Origin of the sequence: Candidatus Paralachnospira sp. LCP21S3_A2, from assembly GCF_052118925.1 — a bacterium.
Classification (GTDB): Bacteria; Bacillota; Clostridia; order Lachnospirales; family Lachnospiraceae; genus Lientehia.
In genome coordinates this window covers 1-15997 of sequence record NZ_JBQKGG010000002.1, presented here as the reverse complement: position 1 = coordinate 15997, position 15997 = coordinate 1, and the positions used below count along the sequence as shown (strand labels likewise).

15 protein-coding genes and 1 riboswitch are annotated in these 15997 nt (G+C 50.1%); of the genes, 14 read left to right on the top strand and 1 reads right to left on the bottom strand.

Annotated elements, in window-relative coordinates:
• Positions 1 to 46: 46 nt before the first annotated feature.
• Entirely contained in the window at positions 47 to 898 is an 852-nt protein-coding gene (locus tag ACTQ3K_RS01985; protein WP_441565253.1) for a PHP domain-containing protein, read from the bottom strand.
• Positions 899 to 1030: 132 nt separating this feature from the next.
• On the opposite strand from ACTQ3K_RS01985, the gene ACTQ3K_RS01980 reads away from it, so the two are divergent.
• The 14 genes from ACTQ3K_RS01980 to ACTQ3K_RS01915 form a co-directional block, all read left to right on the top strand.
• Positions 1031 to 1531 (top strand): SEC-C metal-binding domain-containing protein, encoded by a 501-nt coding sequence (locus tag ACTQ3K_RS01980; protein WP_441565251.1) that lies wholly within the window; start codon positions 1031 to 1033, stop codon positions 1529 to 1531.
• Positions 1532 to 1761: 230 nt separating this feature from the next.
• Complete coding sequence (locus tag ACTQ3K_RS01975; RefSeq protein WP_441565249.1) at positions 1762 to 2115, top strand: cobalt transporter; 354 nt, start codon at positions 1762 to 1764, stop codon at positions 2113 to 2115.
• 27 nt (positions 2116 to 2142) lie between these two features.
• Complete coding sequence (locus ACTQ3K_RS01970) at positions 2143 to 2337, top strand: CooT family nickel-binding protein (RefSeq protein ID WP_441565247.1); 195 nt, start codon at positions 2143 to 2145, stop codon at positions 2335 to 2337.
• Positions 2338 to 2386: 49 nt separating this feature from the next.
• Complete coding sequence (locus ACTQ3K_RS01965) at positions 2387 to 3328, top strand: methylenetetrahydrofolate reductase (protein WP_441565245.1); 942 nt, start codon at positions 2387 to 2389, stop codon at positions 3326 to 3328.
• 35 nt (positions 3329 to 3363) lie between these two features.
• Positions 3364 to 4140 carry a nucleotide-binding protein gene (locus ACTQ3K_RS01960; protein WP_441565243.1) on the top strand — a complete coding sequence of 259 codons (777 nt, stop codon included), beginning with the start codon at positions 3364 to 3366 and terminating at the stop codon, positions 4138 to 4140.
• Between the two features lie 51 nt (positions 4141 to 4191).
• The gene (gene cooS, locus ACTQ3K_RS01955) at positions 4192 to 6084 is read left to right on the top strand and encodes an anaerobic carbon-monoxide dehydrogenase catalytic subunit (protein ID WP_441565241.1); all 1893 of its coding nucleotides are present in this window, start codon (positions 4192 to 4194) and stop codon (positions 6082 to 6084) included.
• A 37-nt stretch (positions 6085 to 6121) separates the two neighbouring features.
• Positions 6122 to 6892, top strand: a complete 771-nt coding sequence (locus tag ACTQ3K_RS01950; RefSeq protein WP_441565239.1) for a nucleotide-binding protein — start codon at positions 6122 to 6124, stop codon at positions 6890 to 6892.
• A 15-nt stretch (positions 6893 to 6907) separates the two neighbouring features.
• Positions 6908 to 9034: an acetyl-CoA decarbonylase/synthase complex subunit alpha/beta gene (gene acsB / locus ACTQ3K_RS01945; RefSeq protein ID WP_441565237.1), complete on the top strand. Its 2127-nt coding sequence runs from the start codon at positions 6908 to 6910 to the stop codon at positions 9032 to 9034.
• Positions 9035 to 9570: 536 nt separating this feature from the next.
• Positions 9571 to 10512: an acetyl-CoA decarbonylase/synthase complex subunit delta gene (gene acsD, locus ACTQ3K_RS01940; protein ID WP_441565235.1), complete on the top strand. Its 942-nt coding sequence runs from the start codon at positions 9571 to 9573 to the stop codon at positions 10510 to 10512.
• 21 nt (positions 10513 to 10533) lie between these two features.
• The gene (acsC, locus tag ACTQ3K_RS01935; RefSeq protein ID WP_441565233.1) at positions 10534 to 11922 is read left to right on the top strand and encodes an acetyl-CoA decarbonylase/synthase complex subunit gamma; all 1389 of its coding nucleotides are present in this window, start codon (positions 10534 to 10536) and stop codon (positions 11920 to 11922) included.
• A gap of 32 nt (positions 11923 to 11954) precedes the next feature.
• Positions 11955 to 12740, top strand: a complete 786-nt coding sequence (gene acsE / locus ACTQ3K_RS01930) for a carbon monoxide dehydrogenase/acetyl-CoA synthase methytransferase subunit (protein ID WP_441565231.1) — start codon at positions 11955 to 11957, stop codon at positions 12738 to 12740.
• Positions 12741 to 12764: 24 nt separating this feature from the next.
• A complete protein-coding gene (gene acsV / locus ACTQ3K_RS01925; RefSeq protein ID WP_441565229.1) occupies positions 12765 to 14702 on the top strand; it encodes a corrinoid activation/regeneration protein AcsV in 1938 nt (645 codons plus the stop codon).
• 10 nt (positions 14703 to 14712) lie between these two features.
• Positions 14713 to 15360: a DUF3786 domain-containing protein gene (locus tag ACTQ3K_RS01920; RefSeq protein WP_441565227.1), complete on the top strand. Its 648-nt coding sequence runs from the start codon at positions 14713 to 14715 to the stop codon at positions 15358 to 15360.
• An 18-nt stretch (positions 15361 to 15378) separates the two neighbouring features.
• Positions 15379 to 15487, top strand: a riboswitch (THF riboswitch).
• Positions 15488 to 15580: 93 nt separating this feature from the next.
• Positions 15581 to 15997: formate--tetrahydrofolate ligase (locus ACTQ3K_RS01915; RefSeq protein WP_441565225.1), on the top strand; the 417-nt coding region annotated here is incomplete at its 3' end.

Sequence of the window (15997 nt, the reverse complement as noted above, 5' to 3'; positions counted from 1 at the left end):
GATCGGAGTCCGGAAACGGGAAGCACAGAGCTTCCTGCTCGTTTGTTCAACGAAAGAAATGTCCGCAGGACTTCAGGGATTCAAAGCAGGAATACGGGACGGCAAGTGTTCCTTTTCCGGTGCCGACACGGATGCTGGTCTTTGCTTTTCCGTGAAAATCGGAACCGCCGGTAAGAAACAGACCGTATTTTTTGCAGAGCCTTGCGACCAGGGCTTCTTCGGAGGGAGAATATCCGGAATAATAGCCTTCCATTCCTTTCAGGCCGTGACCGGCCAGCAGACCGGTGAAGGAATCCAGCTGCTGCTCACACATACGGGAGAGGATCGGATGGGCGAACACCGGGATTCCGCCGTAGGCAAGAAGAAACCGGACGGCCTCTTCCGGAGTGACTTTTTTTCGCGGGACATAGCAGGAGCAGCCTTTTCCGATAAGCTGTTTGAATGCCAGGTCTTTGTGGGCGATCTGAGCAGTGTCGGCCAGATAAACTGCCAGGTGGGCACGGGTTAAAACGGAATTTGGAAATGCTGTGCTCAGGGCTTTCATGGAAATGTCATAGCCCTTTGCCCGGAGCTTTTTTACCATGGACTCACAGCGCTCATTCCGGTCGGCCTGCCAGCGGGAGAGCTGGGACTGGAAGCCGGAGGAATGATAATGCATCCCGTACCCCAGGATATGGATTTCTTTATCGCCCCAGGAACAGGAAAGCTCAATACCCGGGAGCGTCTCCAGTCCGGCACGTTCGCAGGCCCGGAGCATTTCATCGGTTCCGGCGGTGGTATCGTGGTCGGTCAGGCAGATGGCAGAAAGCCCGCAGTCTTTCGCGAGAAAAGCAAGCTCTGACGGAGTACAGGAGCCGTCTGAGAAAACAGAGTGGAGATGTAAGTCAACGCAGTTCATGAGGATGGATCCTTTCCTGTTGCAAGATATGTTCTTAGTATAGCACAAAACTTTCTATTGCCATAGGGAACCTTTATCGGGTATAATAGACACTAGAAAAGTCTGATCTTAAGAAAAAAGGAGTAAAAAGAAATGACACTTTTGGAACAATGGAGAAAAATGGCATATGAGACCCAGATGAGTACCCAGGAGACAAATTATTTCTGGGGAAATTATTTTAATCTGGAGAAGGGGATCTATGAAAAGCTTCTGGCAGATCCGGATACGGTTGTAAGCGGAACCGTAAAGGAGCTGGCTGAAAAGTATGATGTGGAGCTGATGATCATGGTCGGCTTCCTGGATGGAATTGATGACAGCCTGAAGGTGAAGAATCCCATCGATACCATGGATGAGAATACCGAGGTAAGCCTTGATTTTGATAAAGAGCTTCTTTACAAGAATATGGTTGCTGCGAAGGCAGACTGGCTGTATGGACTGCCCCAGTGGAATGATATCTTTACACCGGAGAAGCAGAAGGAGCTTTATAAGGCACAGAAGTCCTCTACGACCGTTGTAAAGGGGAAAAAGGTTGGAAGAAACGATCCCTGCCCCTGCGGAAGCGGTAAAAAATACAAGCATTGCTGCGGGCGGTAACTGCAAGAAAAGAAGACTTCTGCAAAACAAAAAACAATGCCTGAAATTTTGTATTTTTTTGTGAACATTGTCAAAAAAGACGCAAAAAAAGGGAAATGACCTTGATTATTATTACCGAGCAAGTTATAATACAAAGGATATAATTAAAATTTTAACAGGTGCGTTTCGGCACCGGCGGCGATGATATGCAGCCTTTTTCGGGCGGCTGCCGCGTGGAAAGGAGACTGGATATGCACGTTATCACGGACGAAAACGGCAATGTGATCCCCCATGGACATGAGCATACGCATCATGACCACGACCATCACGATCATGACCACCACGAGCATGATCACGGACATGAGCACTGTCATACAGAAGAGTGCGGAAGCTGCGGAGGGTGTGCCGATCCGGAAAAAGAGACGATCGCACTGGTTGGTTATATGGTAGATCATAATAAGCATCATGCCATGGAGCTTGCCGATATGGCAAAAAAGCTTCGCGAAATGGGAAAAACAGAGGCGGCTGATCAGATTGATCGTGCGGTTTCTGATTTTGAAAGCGGAAATGTACGCTTAAGCGTTGCACTTTCCCTGTTAAAGTAAGATTCATTCAAGCAGGAGGTGACAGATATGTGTCTTGCGTCTGTATATGGAAAGAAAACAGAGGAGGATGAAACACTTCTTCTGAAGAATGTCAACAAGATCCTGATCGATGGTGAGGATATCACCATGTACGATATCATCGGACAGGAGATGAAGCTGAAGGGCGCGGTGACGGAGGTCGACCTGGCAAACAGTGTCGTAAAGATCCGCTGTACCGACTGACAACCATGGGTTTCAAACAATTTGAAATATACTTAGGAGGTATAACACTATGGCAAAGAAAAAACTCACAGAACTGATGAAAGAACGGCAGCTCCTTTCCTTCGAGCTTTTCCCGCCCAAGACCGACAAGGGTATGGAAAATCTTCCCGGAACGATCGAGAAGCTCTGCAAGTTCAAACCTGATTATATTTCCTGTACGTACGGTGCAGGCGGCGGAAATGTAGGCCGTAACAGAGATGTATGTCAGGAGATCATCAAGGCAGGAACCACCCCTGTTACCCACTTCACTGTAATCAAGAATACAAAAGAGGGTATCAAGGAGCAGCTCCAGACTTACTTAAACGAAGGCGTAGATCATATGCTGGCTCTCCGCGGCGATATTCCGCTGGGTGAGACCACAACCTGTGGTGATTTCAACTACGCAACCGACCTTGTAAAATTCGTTCGTGATGAGTTTGGTGATCAGTTTGAGATCGCAGTAGCAGGATCTCCCGAAGGTCATATCTCATGCCGCAGCTTAGAATCCGATATCGCAGTTCTGAAGCAGAAGCAGGACAACGGCGCAGACTACATTATGACTCAGCTCTGCTGGGATATGGAGCAGTTCAAATACTGGCTGGATGCGATCCGTACTGCCGGCGTTACCATGCCCGTTGATGTAGGTATTATGCCGATTCTTGATCAGGCAGCTACCATCAACATGGCACTTTCCAGAAACGGCTGTGTAATGGAAAGAGAGTTGTCCAGACTGATCTCCAAGTACTGGCTGTTCCCGAATCCGTTCGCTGCAAAGGATGCAGACGGAAAGCCTTTCGATATGTTCTACGAGCAGAAGGTTAAGGATTTCAAGGAAGCTGGTATCGAGTACACCATCAAGCAGATCGACAAGTATCGTGCTCTTGGTATCGATGGTATCCATCTGTACGCACTGAACAAGTGGCAGGATGTTTCCAGAATCATCGAAGAGTCTGGAATGGCTACCCTCATCTAATCAAATCGATATTCTAACAGAAGGAGGGCTTCAGAGTGGCCTATACAATTGCAGTTGCAGGCAAAGGCGGCGTGGGAAAAACGACTCTTTGCGGTCTGCTGATTCAGTATCTTTGTGAGACGAAAAAAGGACCGGTCCTTGCGGTCGATGCCGATGCTAATTCCAACCTGAATGAGGTACTTGGCGTAAAGGTAGAAGAGACCCTTGGCGATATCCGGGAGGAAGTGGCGAGAGCTGAGATGGCAAATCCCAGTCCGATCCCTGCAGGAATGTCCAAGCAGGATTATATGGCATTCCGTCTCGAGTCCGCACTGATCGAAGAAGATGACTATGATCTGGTGGTTATGGGCAGGACTCAGGGGTCCGGTTGCTATTGTTATGTAAATGGGCTTCTGTCAGCCCAGGTTGCCAGACTTTCCAGCCAGTATGAGTACATTGTGGTGGATAATGAAGCCGGAATGGAACACATCAGCCGCGGGATTCTTCCCCATGTGGATGCCGTGCTTCTGGTGAGCGACTGCTCCAGAAGAGGAATCCAGGCCGTCGGCAGGATTGCAGAGCTGGTAAAAGAATGCAAATTGAATCCCAAAACGGTTGGCCTGATCGTCAACCGGGCACCGAAGGGCGAGTTAAACGCCGGTGTCAAGGAGGAAATCGAACATCAGGGACTAAACTTAATTGGTGTTGTTCCCCACAGCGAAGAGGTCTATGAGCTGGACTGTGAGGGCAAACCGACATCGTTGAACCTTCCCCAGGATTCTCCGGTGCGCAGGGCTCTGATTGAAGCAGTAGAGAAGCTGTTACATTCTTAAACGTTTTACAGCCCGCCCTGAAACGGGCGGGTATACTGAAGGAGGTTTATAATGGGAGACTTTAAGTTAACAACTGTTGAGCAGTTTGAAGCGGATACCGCCAGACTTCTTGAAACAGGCGCAAAGGTAGGTGCTGATTCCTGGCAGTTACGAGTGAAGAATCAGACCCCTCACTGTAAGTTCGGTGAGCAGGGTGTCTGCTGCCGTATCTGTGCAATGGGTCCCTGCCGTATTACACCCAAGGCGCCCAGAGGAATCTGCGGCTGTGATGTACATGGTATCGTTGGCCGTAACTTCTTAAAATTCACTGCAGGCGGTGCTGCAACACATTCCGATCACGGCCGTGAGATCTGCCATACGCTGTACCTCTCCAAAGAGGGCGGAAACTATCAGGTAAAGGATCCTGAGAAGTTAATCCGGATCGCAAAAGAGTGGGGCGTTGAGACGGAGGGCAAGGATATCTACGATCTGGCTCATGAGATGGCAGAGCTTGCACTTCTTGAGTATGGTAAGCCCTTCGGAAACCAGAGATGGTTAAAGAGAGCTCCGAAGCATACGCAGGAGATCTGGGAGAGAGAGGGAATTGCTCCCCGTGCCATCGACCGTGAGGTTGCAACTTCCTTACATATGACTCATATGGGATGTTCCTCCAAGCCCGAAGCTCTGATCCGTCAGTCCCTGAGAGCAGGTCTGGCAGATGGATGGGGCGGTTCCATGTGCGGAACCGAGTTCTCCGATGTTCTGTTCGGAACTCCCAAGCCGATTGATACAGAAGCAAACCTCGGTGTTATGAATGTTGAGAACGTAAACATCGTGGTTCACGGACATGATCCGAGCCTTTCCGAGATGGTCTGCGAGTATGCTGACGATCCTGAAATGATCGCTTATGCAAAGAGCTTCGGTGCAAAGGGCATCACCGTTTCCGGTGTCTGCTGTACCTCTAACGAGGTTGCCATGAGACGTGGTATTCCGATGGCCGGAAACTTCTTACAGCAGGAGAACGTGGTTCTGACCGGTGCCTGTGAAGCAATCGTTGTTGACGTTCAGTGTATTTTCCCTGCTTTAGGGCCGCTCAGCAAGTGCTTCCATACCAAGTTCATCACAACCTCTCCCATCGCTCAGATGCCTGACTCTGAATTTATCGAGTTCCATGCAGAAAATGCCGGTGAGAATGCAAAGGCAATCGTAAAGATGGCCTGTGAAAACTTCGCAAACAGAAAGCCCGAGCTGGTTCATATTCCTGAAACAAAGCAGAAAGCTACGGTTGGCTATTCTGTAGAGGCACTGGTTAAGGTTCTTGACGGTGTTACAAACAGCCAGGTTGATGTGACCGGAACAACAAAGCCCCTTCTGGAGTGCATTACCTCCGGTGTTATCCGTGGTGCGGTAGCCATGGTAGGCTGCAACAATCCCAAGGTTCGCCCGGATACCGCTCATATCGAGCTGATGAAGAAAATGATCGCAAACGACATCGTGATCATTGCCTCTGGCTGCTCCGCTCAGGCTGCAGCAAAGGCAGGTCTGATGGACAAGGCAGCAAAGGATCTCTGCGGCGCCGGCTTAAAGAGAGTCTGCGAGCTGGCAGATATCCCTCCCGTACTGCATATGGGCTCCTGCGTAGATATCAGCCGTATGCTGATCTTAGCAGCTGAACTGTCCAAGGATTCCGGACTTCCGATCTCCAAGCTGCCGGTAGTCGGCTGTGCTCCCGAGTGGATGTCTGAGAAGGCTGTATCCATCGGTAACTACGTAGTAGCAACCGGTCTCGACACCTTCCTTGGCGTAGATCCTTATGTATCCGGCTCCAGCGAGGTGGCTGAGCTGTTAACAAGCGGCGTAAGAGACTGGGTTGAGGCTGCTTATACCGTTGAAAAAGACATCGACAAGCTTGGCGATGCCATGATCGAAAGAATTGAAGAAAAGAGAGCTGCTCTGGGAATCTAATCCCGGGCAGGCTTCAAAGACCAGAGGTGAATAGAAGATGAAGATTGCGGTAACAGGAAAGGGAGGCGTTGGAAAGACGACCATCGCAGCGACCCTGGCGAGACTTTATGCAGCAGAGGGGAAGCACGTACTGGCGGCGGATGTGGATCCGGATGCGAATCTGGGACTGGCCCTGGGCTTTTCAGAAGAGGAGCTTGACAGTATCGTACCGATCTCCAAAATGCGAAAGCTGATTCAGGAGCGGACGGGGGCGGATGCCACCAATACCTTCTTTAAATTGAATCCGAAGGTGGATGATATTCCGGACCTGTATGCCAAGACCTGCAACGGGGTAAAGCTTTTAACGCTTGGGACGGTGGAAACCGGCGGAAGCGGCTGTGTGTGCCCGGAGCATGTCATGTTAAAGCGGATCATCAATCATCTGGTCCTGCGCAGCAACGATGTGGTCATTCTTGACATGGAGGCCGGTCTGGAGCATCTGGGCCGAGGTACCACAGAGGGAATGGATCAGTTCATCGTGGTGATCGAGCCCGGAGCAAGAAGCGTTCAGACCTATAAGAACGTGAAGCGTCTGGCTGATGACCTTGGCGTTAAGCAGGTTCGTGTCGTGGCCAACAAGGTACGTGACGAGAAAGATGAGGAATTCGTGAGAAGCAAGATTCCGGCTGAGGATCTTCTGGGCTTTGTTCATTATAATTCTGAAGTCATAGATGCAGACCGTCAGGGACTCTCGCCGTTTGACGAGAGCCCGACGGCCAAAGCCGAGATCGAACAGATCAAAGCGAAAATAGATGAAGAAGCAAACTAATAGGAGGTAAAAACCGTGACACTTTTTGATAGAGTATTTACTGGTAACGATGCAGTATACGGCCTCACTGAGGGTGCAATCAATGCTGCAATCGAAAAATACGGCGCTGACAAGGCCGTATCCTTCCCCAATACCGCTTACAGCCTTCCCTGCTACTACGGTGTAACAGGTACAAAGGTAACAAACCTGGGCGAGTTAAAGGAAGCTCTTGGTGTAGTGAAGACCCTGATGACCCGTGAAGCAAAGCTTCATGACGCGTTCATGAGCGGTATTGCAACTGCCCTCTGTGCAGAGTTTATCGAAGTGCTGAAGTACATCGATGGTGCTGAGCCCTACAGCGAGCCTTGCTATGGCCATCTGGCTGATGCAGTGATCCGTGAGCTGGGCGTTCCGCTGGTAACCGGCGATATCCCCGGTGTAGCTGTTATCCTCGGAAAGGCTCCCACTGCAGACGAAGCAGCTGATCTGGTAAAGAGCTACCAGGCACAGGGTATTTTAGTAACCCTGGTTGGTGACTGCATCGATCAGTGTGTAGAAAAGGGCGTTAACATGGGCGCAGGCGTTCGTGTGATCCCTCTGGGCAAGGATGTAACTTCCGTAATCCACGTTGTATCCGTAGCAGTCAGAGCAGCTCTGATCTTCGGTAACGTGGCACCTGGAGATGCAGGCGCTCTGATGAAGTACACCATGGACCGTGTACCTGCATTCGTAAACGCATTCGGACCTCTGGATGATGTTGTTGTTGCATGCGGCGCCGGCGCGATCGCACTTGGTTTCCCGGTTATCACCAACGATCCCGAAGCTACCCGTGTTCCCAAGAGCCTGATCGTTCAGGAAGATGTTTCCAAGTTCAACCCGACCTCCCTTGAGGCTCGTGATATCAAGATCAAGATCACCCATATCGATATCCCGGTTGCCTTCGCTTCCGCATTCGAGGGCGAGATCATCAGAAGAAAGCAGATGCAGGTTGAGTTCGATGGCTCCAGAGTTGACTGCTTCGAGCTGGTTCAGACAAAGGATGCTTCCGAGATTGAAGATCATAAGATCGAAGTGATCGGACCTGATTTTGATACCTTTGAATTCGGCAGCAAGCACAGCATTGCCTACATCGTTGAAGTTGCTGGCAAGAGCATGCAGTCCGACTTTGAATCCGTATTTGAGCGTAAGTTCCACAGCTACATCAACTGTATCGAAGGCGTTATGCACACCGGCCAGCGTGATATGATCCGTATCCGTATCAGCGACGCTGCATTCCAGGCTGGTTTCCGTGCTAAGCATATCGGTGAGGTTCTGTACGCGAAGATCAAGAACGACTTTGATGCCGTTGTTGACAAGTGCCAGGTTAAGGTTATCACCGATCCTGAGCTGGTTACCAAGCTTCGTCATGAGCTGGCAATCCCTGCATTCGACAAGCGTGATGACAGACTGAAGTCCTTAACCGATGAGTCTGTTGATGTATACTACAGCTGCATCATGTGCCAGGCATTCTCCCCGAGCCATGTATGTGTGGTTACTCCCGAGCGTCTCGGTCTCTGCGGTGCTGTTTCATGGTTAGATGCAAAGGCAACCAACGAGCTGGAGCCCACCGGCCCCTGCCAGGTAATCACAAAAGAGCGTCCCATCGATGAGAGAATCGGTGAGTACGAGGACGTAAATGAGGCAGTTCGTAAGTTCTCCAACGGTGCACTGGAAGAGGTATCCCTGTACTCCATCATGGAGAAGCCCATGACCTCCTGCGGATGCTTCGAGTGTATCTGCGGTATCGAGCCTTTCTCCAACGGTGTTATCATCGCTAACCGTGAGTACGCAGGCCAGACTCCTCTGGGCATGACCTTCCCCGATCTGGCTTCCATGACCGGCGGCGGCGTTCAGACTCCTGGTTTCATGGGCCATGGAAAGCATTTCATCGCTTCCAAGAAGTTCATGAAGGCAGAAGGCGGTATCGAGAGAATCGTATGGATGCCTAAGGATCTGAAAGAGCAGGTAGCAGAGAGATTAAACGAGACCGCAAAAGAACTCTACGGAATCGATAACTTCACCGACATGATCGCCGATGAAACCGTAACCACCGATCCCGAAGAACTCGTAGCATTCCTGACCGAAAAAGGACATCCCGCCCTCGGCATGGAACCCATGATGTAAAGCCGAGGAAAGGAAACCAAGCGGCTGCGGAGCAGACATTTGGTTTCCGCGCAGGCTTTAACGACGGACCTGTGCCGTACCGAAAGGTACGAAACGCCTGCGACAGCAGGCAGCACAGGTCTGGAGTATAGAGCGGAATGGCCAAGCACCCGCAAAGCGGGTATTTGGCCGGCGCCGACGGTGCTTAACGATGGAAGCACACACAGGGCCGCAGGCACTGTAAAAAGGCTCGCGTAAGCGAGACTGTGCGGTTCCAGAGTCTAAGGCACTGTAGAGGTGCTTAACGAGGAAAATGTGCCGTACCGAAAGGTACGAAACGCCTGCGAAAGCAGGCAGCACAGGTCTGGAGTATAGAGCGGAATGGCCAAGCACCCGCAAAGCGGGTATTTGGCCGGCGCCCGGAGTCTGAGACGCCAAAGGCTTCACCATTTGTTTTACTAATCCCAGCACATGGCTGTCCTGATAGGGAGGGCAGCCTCTGTGCTGATTAGAATTTATATATAACCAAAGAAATCTTTTAAGGAGGCGAGTAGGAAATGCCGTTTACAAAGAAATTACAGAAATTCAACGCGACAATCCGCACAGTTGAACTCGGCACAGGTGACAAAGCTGTAAAACTCGGAGGAGGAAATACACTTCCTTTCTATTCTTTTGATGCTCCGACTGCAAATACAGCAAAAATTGGTATCGAAATTTCCGATCTTGGTCTTGCTTCTGAGCCCGAATGCATCAAGAAGTATTATGAGGGCTGCGAGACCGTAGCAGACATTGCAAAGAAAGCAGCAACCGTTGAGGGTGTTGATTTTGTAGTTCTGAAGCTTGAGGGCGGAGATCCCAACGGTCAGGACAAGTCCGTTGAGGAGCTGGTAGGTGTTGCCAAGGAAGTATCCGAAGCAATTGACCTTCCCCTGGTAGTAGAAGGCTGCAAGAACGTTAAGAAGGATGCAGATCTGCTTCCCAAGGTAGCAGAGGCTCTTCAGGGCAAGAACGTTCTTCTGATGTCCGCAAGAGAAGAAGATTACAAGAATATCGCAGCAGCAGCAGGTCTTGCATATGACCAGCTGATCGGCGCTGAGTCTGCCGTAGATATCAACCTGGCAAAGCAGTTAAACGTACTGATCAAGCAGCTGGGCGTTGACACCGGCAAGATCGTGATGAACGTAGGTTCCGCAGCAGCCGGATATGGTTTTGACTATGTTATCTCCACCATGGACCGTGTAAGAGCAGCAGCTCTGGGACAGGCAGATGATTCTCTGCTGATGCCCGTGATCACTCCCATCTCTTCTGAGACCTGGAGTGTAAAGGAGTCTTCTGCATCTGAGCAGGACGTTCCCGAATGGGGCGATGTGGAAGCAAGAGGCATCGATATGGAAATCGAGACAGCAGTTGCATGCTTAAGCTGTGGTACGGACGCCGTTATCTTAAAGCACCCCGTATCCATCGCAACCGTTTCCAAGCTGATTAAGGCACTTGCTTAATTCAAACAGGAGGAGAAAACAATGGCATTAAATGGTATTGCAATTTTTAAATTAACGCCCAAGAAAAACTGCAAAGAATGTGGTTGCCCTACCTGTATGGCATTTTCCATGAAGGTAGCCCAGGGTGCAATGACAATTGATCAGTGTCCTCATATGAGCGAGGATGCAATCGCAACTCTGTCCGAGGCTTCTGCACCGCCGATGAAGTCCATCAAGGTTGGTTTCAAGCCCTTCGCAGATAATAAAAATGACAGTGACAAGGAATACGCTCTTGGCGGCGAAACCGTTCTTTTCAGACATGAGAAGACCTTCGTAAACAAGACAAGATATGCTTCCACCCTCTGCACCGGTATGGATGATGCAAAGGTTGAGGAAGTATTAAAGAACGTGGCAGCTATCGATTATGACCGTATCGGCGATCGGATGTATGTCGAGTTCATTAATGTAAACTGCGGCGAGGGAGCAACTCCCGATCAGTACGCAGCACTGGTAAAGAAGGCGGCAGATGCAAACCGTTCCATTATCCTGAACGTAAAGGATGAGGCATGTGCAAAGGCTGCTTTAGATGTATGCAAGGACAAGAAGCCGATCCTCAATGCAGCGGATGCTTCCAATTATGAAGCAATGAACAAGCTTGCAACGGAAGCAGGTGTGGTTCTCGGTGTCGGAGCTTCTTCCGTAGAAGAGCTTTATGATACGGTAGCAGCAATCGAAAAGGCCGGAAACAAGAACCTGATCCTTGATGTAACCGGCGCAGATGTGAAGGAAACCTTCATGAATGCAGTTCTGGTTCGTCGTGCTGCTTTAAAGGATACCGATCGTACCTTCGGTTACCCCAGCATCGTAAACGTTGCAAAGCTGGCTCTGGGCGATGAGCATATGCAGGCTGCCCTGGCTGCTCTGTTTACCATGAAATATGGTTCCATCGTTGTTGTTGAAAACATGAGCTATGCACAGGCTCTTCCTCTTTACGGCTTACGTCAGAATCTGTTTACAGATCCTCAGAAGGCTCCCAGAATCGAGCCCGGTATCTACCCTATCAACGGTGCTGATGAAAATTCCATCTGCCTGACAACCGTAGACTTCGCACTTACCTACTTCCTGGTATCCGGTGAGCTGGAGCGTTCCGGCGTTCCCTGTAACCTGCTGATCAGCGATGCAGGCGGACTTTCCGTTCTGACTTCCTGGGCAGCCGGCAAGTTCTCCGCAGGAACTATTGCAAAGTATATTCAGGAGTTTGATATTGAGAATAAGATCAAGAACCGTACTCTGGTTCTCCCTGGAAAGGTTGCCGTATTAAAGGGCGATCTGGAAGCAAAGCTTCCTGGTTGGAACATCGTAGTAGGACCTACTGAGGCTGTACAGCTCGTTAAGTTCTTAAAGGATATGCAGGCGAACGGCCAGGCGTAATCCTTACTATTTCAATCAAAAGGAGAAAAACTATGGAAAAATTTGTATCTATCGGTGAGAGACTTTCCACGACAGCCCCTGCAGTAAACAAGGCATTCCTCGAGAGAGATCCTGAGCCCATCTTAAAGAGAGCAAAGGCTCAGCTTGATGCCGGTGCAACTTACCTGGATGTAAACATCGGACCGGCTGAGGGATATGGTGAAGACCTGATGAAGTGGGCAGTACAGCTTCTTCAGAGCAACTTCGACAATGTTCCCCTGGCTCTGGATACTTCCAACAAGGCTGCTATCGAGGCTGGTATCTCCGTATATAACCGTGCAAAGGGCAAGCCCATCGTAAACTCCGCTGACGCAGCAGGCAGAATCGAGAACATCGACCTGGCAGCAGCAAACGATGCCATCGTAATCGCACTTTGCAACGGCGAAGGTATTGCTGCAGACAACGAAGAGCGTATGGGATACTGCCAGATGCTTCTGGAGAGAGGCCTTTCCCTCGGCATGGAAACCGAAGATATGTGGTTCGATCCGTTATTCCTGGTTATCAAGGGAATGCAGGACAAGCAGATGGACGTATTAAACTTCATCGGCGACCTGACGGATATGGGTCTGAAGACCACCGGCGGTCTGTCCAACAACTCCAACGGTATGCCCAAGCACATCCGTCCCATCATGGACTCCGCTATGGTAGCTATGGCTATGATGAAGGGTCTGACCTCCGCAATCGTTAACCCTAACGACCTGAGACTGATGGAAACCATCAAGTCCTGCGATATCATCAGAAACGCAACTCTGTATGCAGATTCTTATCTTGAAGTTTAATTACGGGCTTTAAGGTGAGCAGTTATGTTTAAGGTAACATTTCAGTTTGAAAGCGGCGAAGGTGTGGAAGCCTTCGCTGCTTCCGGTGAAAACCTTCTTGAGATAGCGAGAAAAACAAATGTAGCTATCGATGCGCCCTGTTCCGGAAATGCCGCCTGCGGCAAATGCCGGGTAAAGCTGCTGGAGGGCGAGCTGGATTCCCAGCAGACCCGCCATATCAGTGATGAAGAGTATGCGGAGGGCTGGCGCCTTGCCTGTGTCAGCAAGGTGATCGCAGATGTCAAGGTGATGGTTCCGGATATCGCTTCCGCCTATAAGAGCCGCATGAAAGCGGCTGATCTGAGTTCTCCCGAGGAATTGAAAATTTTTCAGGAGGCAAAGAGCGATCTGCAGGCCGCAGGAATCGAGCTGAAAAACAGCCTGGAGCTGGTGGCACTTGCCATGAGTGTGCCGTCTATTGACGATACCATGCCGGATGTAGAGCGGCTGGAGCGTGCGGTGGCAGCGGCCACGGGAATCAAAAAAGTGACCGTTCCGTACAGTGTATTAAAAGAACTCCCTGACAAGCTTCGGGAATATAACTTTGAGGTTCAGTGCGTGATCCGGCGTACCAGCCGCGATGTTTTTGTATATGACCTTTACGGCAAGGATGAAAAGGTCCGTGCCGGCGGTCTGGTAGTGGATATCGGTACAACTACGGTATCGGCACTGATCATTGATATGCTGAACGGAGACATTCTGGCGAAGGCAACTACCGGAAATGGTCAGATCCGTTTCGGTGCCGATGTCATTAACCGGATCATCGAATCCAGGAAACCCGGCGGTCAGAAAAAGCTTCAGGATGCAGTTATTAAGGAGACCATCAATCCGTTGGTGGAAACTATGTGCCGGACCAGCGGCTTAAAGAACCATCAGATTTACCGGATGTGTGTAGGTGCAAACTCTACCATGAACCATCTGTTTGCCGGGGTCAATGCGGATCCCCTTCGGACGGAGCCTTATATTCCGGCATTCTTTAAGACCAATTCCTTATACGCAAATGATCTTGGAATTGAGATCAATCCTGATGCGCATATTATCATTGCGCCCAACATCGGAAGCTATGTAGGCGGCGATATTACTGCCGGAACACTGGTCAGCATGATCTGGAACCGTCCGGAAATGTCGATCTTTATCGACCTTGGAACAAATGGTGAGATCGTGTTTGGCAATTCGGATTTCCTGATGAGCTGTGCATGTTCTGCAGGCCCTGCCTTCGAGGGCGGCGATATCAGCTGTGGTATGCGTGCTACGGACGGTGCCATTGAGAAGTGTACCATTGATGCAGAAACTATGGAACCGACCTTCTCCGTCATCGGAGAGCCCGGTCAGAAGCCGGTTGGACTTTGCGGCTCCGGTATCATTGATGTGATCAGTGAACTGTTCCGGTGCAGCATGATCAGTCCCAAAGGAAAGTTTATCCGTGAGGGAAAGCGGATCCGTCATGACAAATATGGTATGGGAAGCTATGTACTGGCATTCCAGGAGGATGCAGGCTCCGTCAAAGATGTGGAGATCACAGAGGTTGACATCGATAACTTTATCCGTGCAAAGGGAGCAATCTTTTCTGCCATTCAGACACTGCTTTCTTCCCTGGATTTTGATGTGTCCATGGTGGATGATGTGTATGTGGCAGGCGGTATCGGAAGCGGCATCAATATGAAAAATGCCGTAGGCATCGGAATGCTTCCGGATATCCCGCTGGAGAAGTTCCATTATATCGGAAACTCCTCCCTGTCCGGCTCTTATGCGATGCTTCTTTCCAGTGAGGCGGAGCGGAAGGTTTATGAACTTGCCAGAAGCATGACTTATTTGGAATTATCAACAACCCCCGGGTATATGGACGAGTTTGTGGCGGCATGCTTTATTCCCCACACCAACACCTCGCTGTTCCCGTCTGTGACTCAGGTAGAGATTAAATAAGAGAGGGCTTATGAGTATCCCTTATGAACAGGATCAGAAGGATCGGGTTCCTTTTGAGACATATAAAGCAAGGTTCGCTGCCTCAGATCCGGAGCTTCTGTCCCAGGTAAGCGGCGTACCTTATGACCCTCAGACCGGACTGTTTACGGTCCGTCTGATGAACAAGCGTTATACGATCCATTTTCCGGATTTTGCGGTGGTCTGCCTGGATAATGACGGCACCTATGCACCGCTTCTTTCGGATATGGCATCGAAAATCCTTCTTGTCCGCTATTTGTTAGAGGCCAAGAGAGTGCCCTTTAAGGGTGAGTTTTATGCTTACGCAGATATGCCCTGGGGAAATCATTATAACCAGGTATTTCAGGGGCGCTGCGTAAAGCGTCTTGCCTTTTCCTTCGGCTTCCAGCTTGATCGGTTCTGTCAGGTTATGGAGCTGGTGGGAGGCACAAAGCTTTCCGTGGGGGATGCAGGCTATGAGTTTGCATTTCTTGACGAGTTAAGGCTCCAGTTCCTTTTATGGGAGGGCGACGAGGAATTTCCTCCGTCAGCTCAGATTTTATTCTCCGATAATTTCTCGTCCGCGTTTGCGGGAGAGGATATGGCGTATGTGGGAGATATTTCCATTGGTACGCTGAAAGCTTTGGCTAAGGGTCTTTAAGTGAGATCCTGGTTATAAAGTAGAGTAGGTATTGTGCGTCAAGTGTCACCGGATGGAATGTTGAGGGTGAACGAAAGATGTAAAAACAAGAAGAAACCATCTGCGTTACAATGCCGCGTTCGCTACTGTATATATATTAGTTCCGCACAGCGGGACATCAAACAAAACATATGTGTACAGGCGGGCAGAGAAGCTGCCCTGCGAGAAAGGAGATCTAATTATGGGATTCAAAACAGACATTGAAATTGCACAGGAGTGCCAGCCGGAACTGATTACCAAGATTGCCGAGAAGGCAGGAATCGATGACAAGTATCTGGAGCAGTACGGAAAGTACAAGGCAAAGATTGATTACAATTTATTAAAGGACTCTGATAAGGAGAACGGCAAGCTGATCCTGGTAACAGCGATCAACCCGACTCCTGCAGGCGAAGGAAAGACGACCACCAGCGTAGGTCTTGCAGACGGATTATCCAAGATCGGAAAGAACGTTATGGTAGCGCTCCGTGAGCCCTCCCTCGGACCGGTATTCGGTGTAAAGGGCGGCGCAGCAGGCGGCGGCTATGCACAGGTGGTTCCCATGGAGGATATCAACCTTCATTTTACCGGTGACTTCCATGCCATCGGTGCAGCAAACAAC

Coding starts and splice junctions, on each gene's coding strand:
- acsE (WP_441565231.1), top strand. CDS start 11,955: ATGGAAAAATTTGTATCTATCGGTGAGAGACTTTCCACGACAGCCCCT.
- ACTQ3K_RS01920 (WP_441565227.1), top strand. CDS start 14,713: ATGAGTATCCCTTATGAACAGGATCAGAAGGATCGGGTTCCTTTTGAG.
- ACTQ3K_RS01950 (WP_441565239.1), top strand. CDS start 6,122: ATGAAGATTGCGGTAACAGGAAAGGGAGGCGTTGGAAAGACGACCATC.
- ACTQ3K_RS01980 (WP_441565251.1), top strand. CDS start 1,031: ATGACACTTTTGGAACAATGGAGAAAAATGGCATATGAGACCCAGATG.
- ACTQ3K_RS01975 (WP_441565249.1), top strand. CDS start 1,762: ATGCACGTTATCACGGACGAAAACGGCAATGTGATCCCCCATGGACAT.
- ACTQ3K_RS01970 (WP_441565247.1), top strand. CDS start 2,143: ATGTGTCTTGCGTCTGTATATGGAAAGAAAACAGAGGAGGATGAAACA.
- acsD (WP_441565235.1), top strand. CDS start 9,571: ATGCCGTTTACAAAGAAATTACAGAAATTCAACGCGACAATCCGCACA.
- acsV (WP_441565229.1), top strand. CDS start 12,765: ATGTTTAAGGTAACATTTCAGTTTGAAAGCGGCGAAGGTGTGGAAGCC.
- ACTQ3K_RS01985 (WP_441565253.1), bottom strand. CDS start 898: ATGAACTGCGTTGACTTACATCTCCACTCTGTTTTCTCAGACGGCTCC.
- ACTQ3K_RS01965 (WP_441565245.1), top strand. CDS start 2,387: ATGGCAAAGAAAAAACTCACAGAACTGATGAAAGAACGGCAGCTCCTT.
- acsC (WP_441565233.1), top strand. CDS start 10,534: ATGGCATTAAATGGTATTGCAATTTTTAAATTAACGCCCAAGAAAAAC.
- cooS (WP_441565241.1), top strand. CDS start 4,192: ATGGGAGACTTTAAGTTAACAACTGTTGAGCAGTTTGAAGCGGATACC.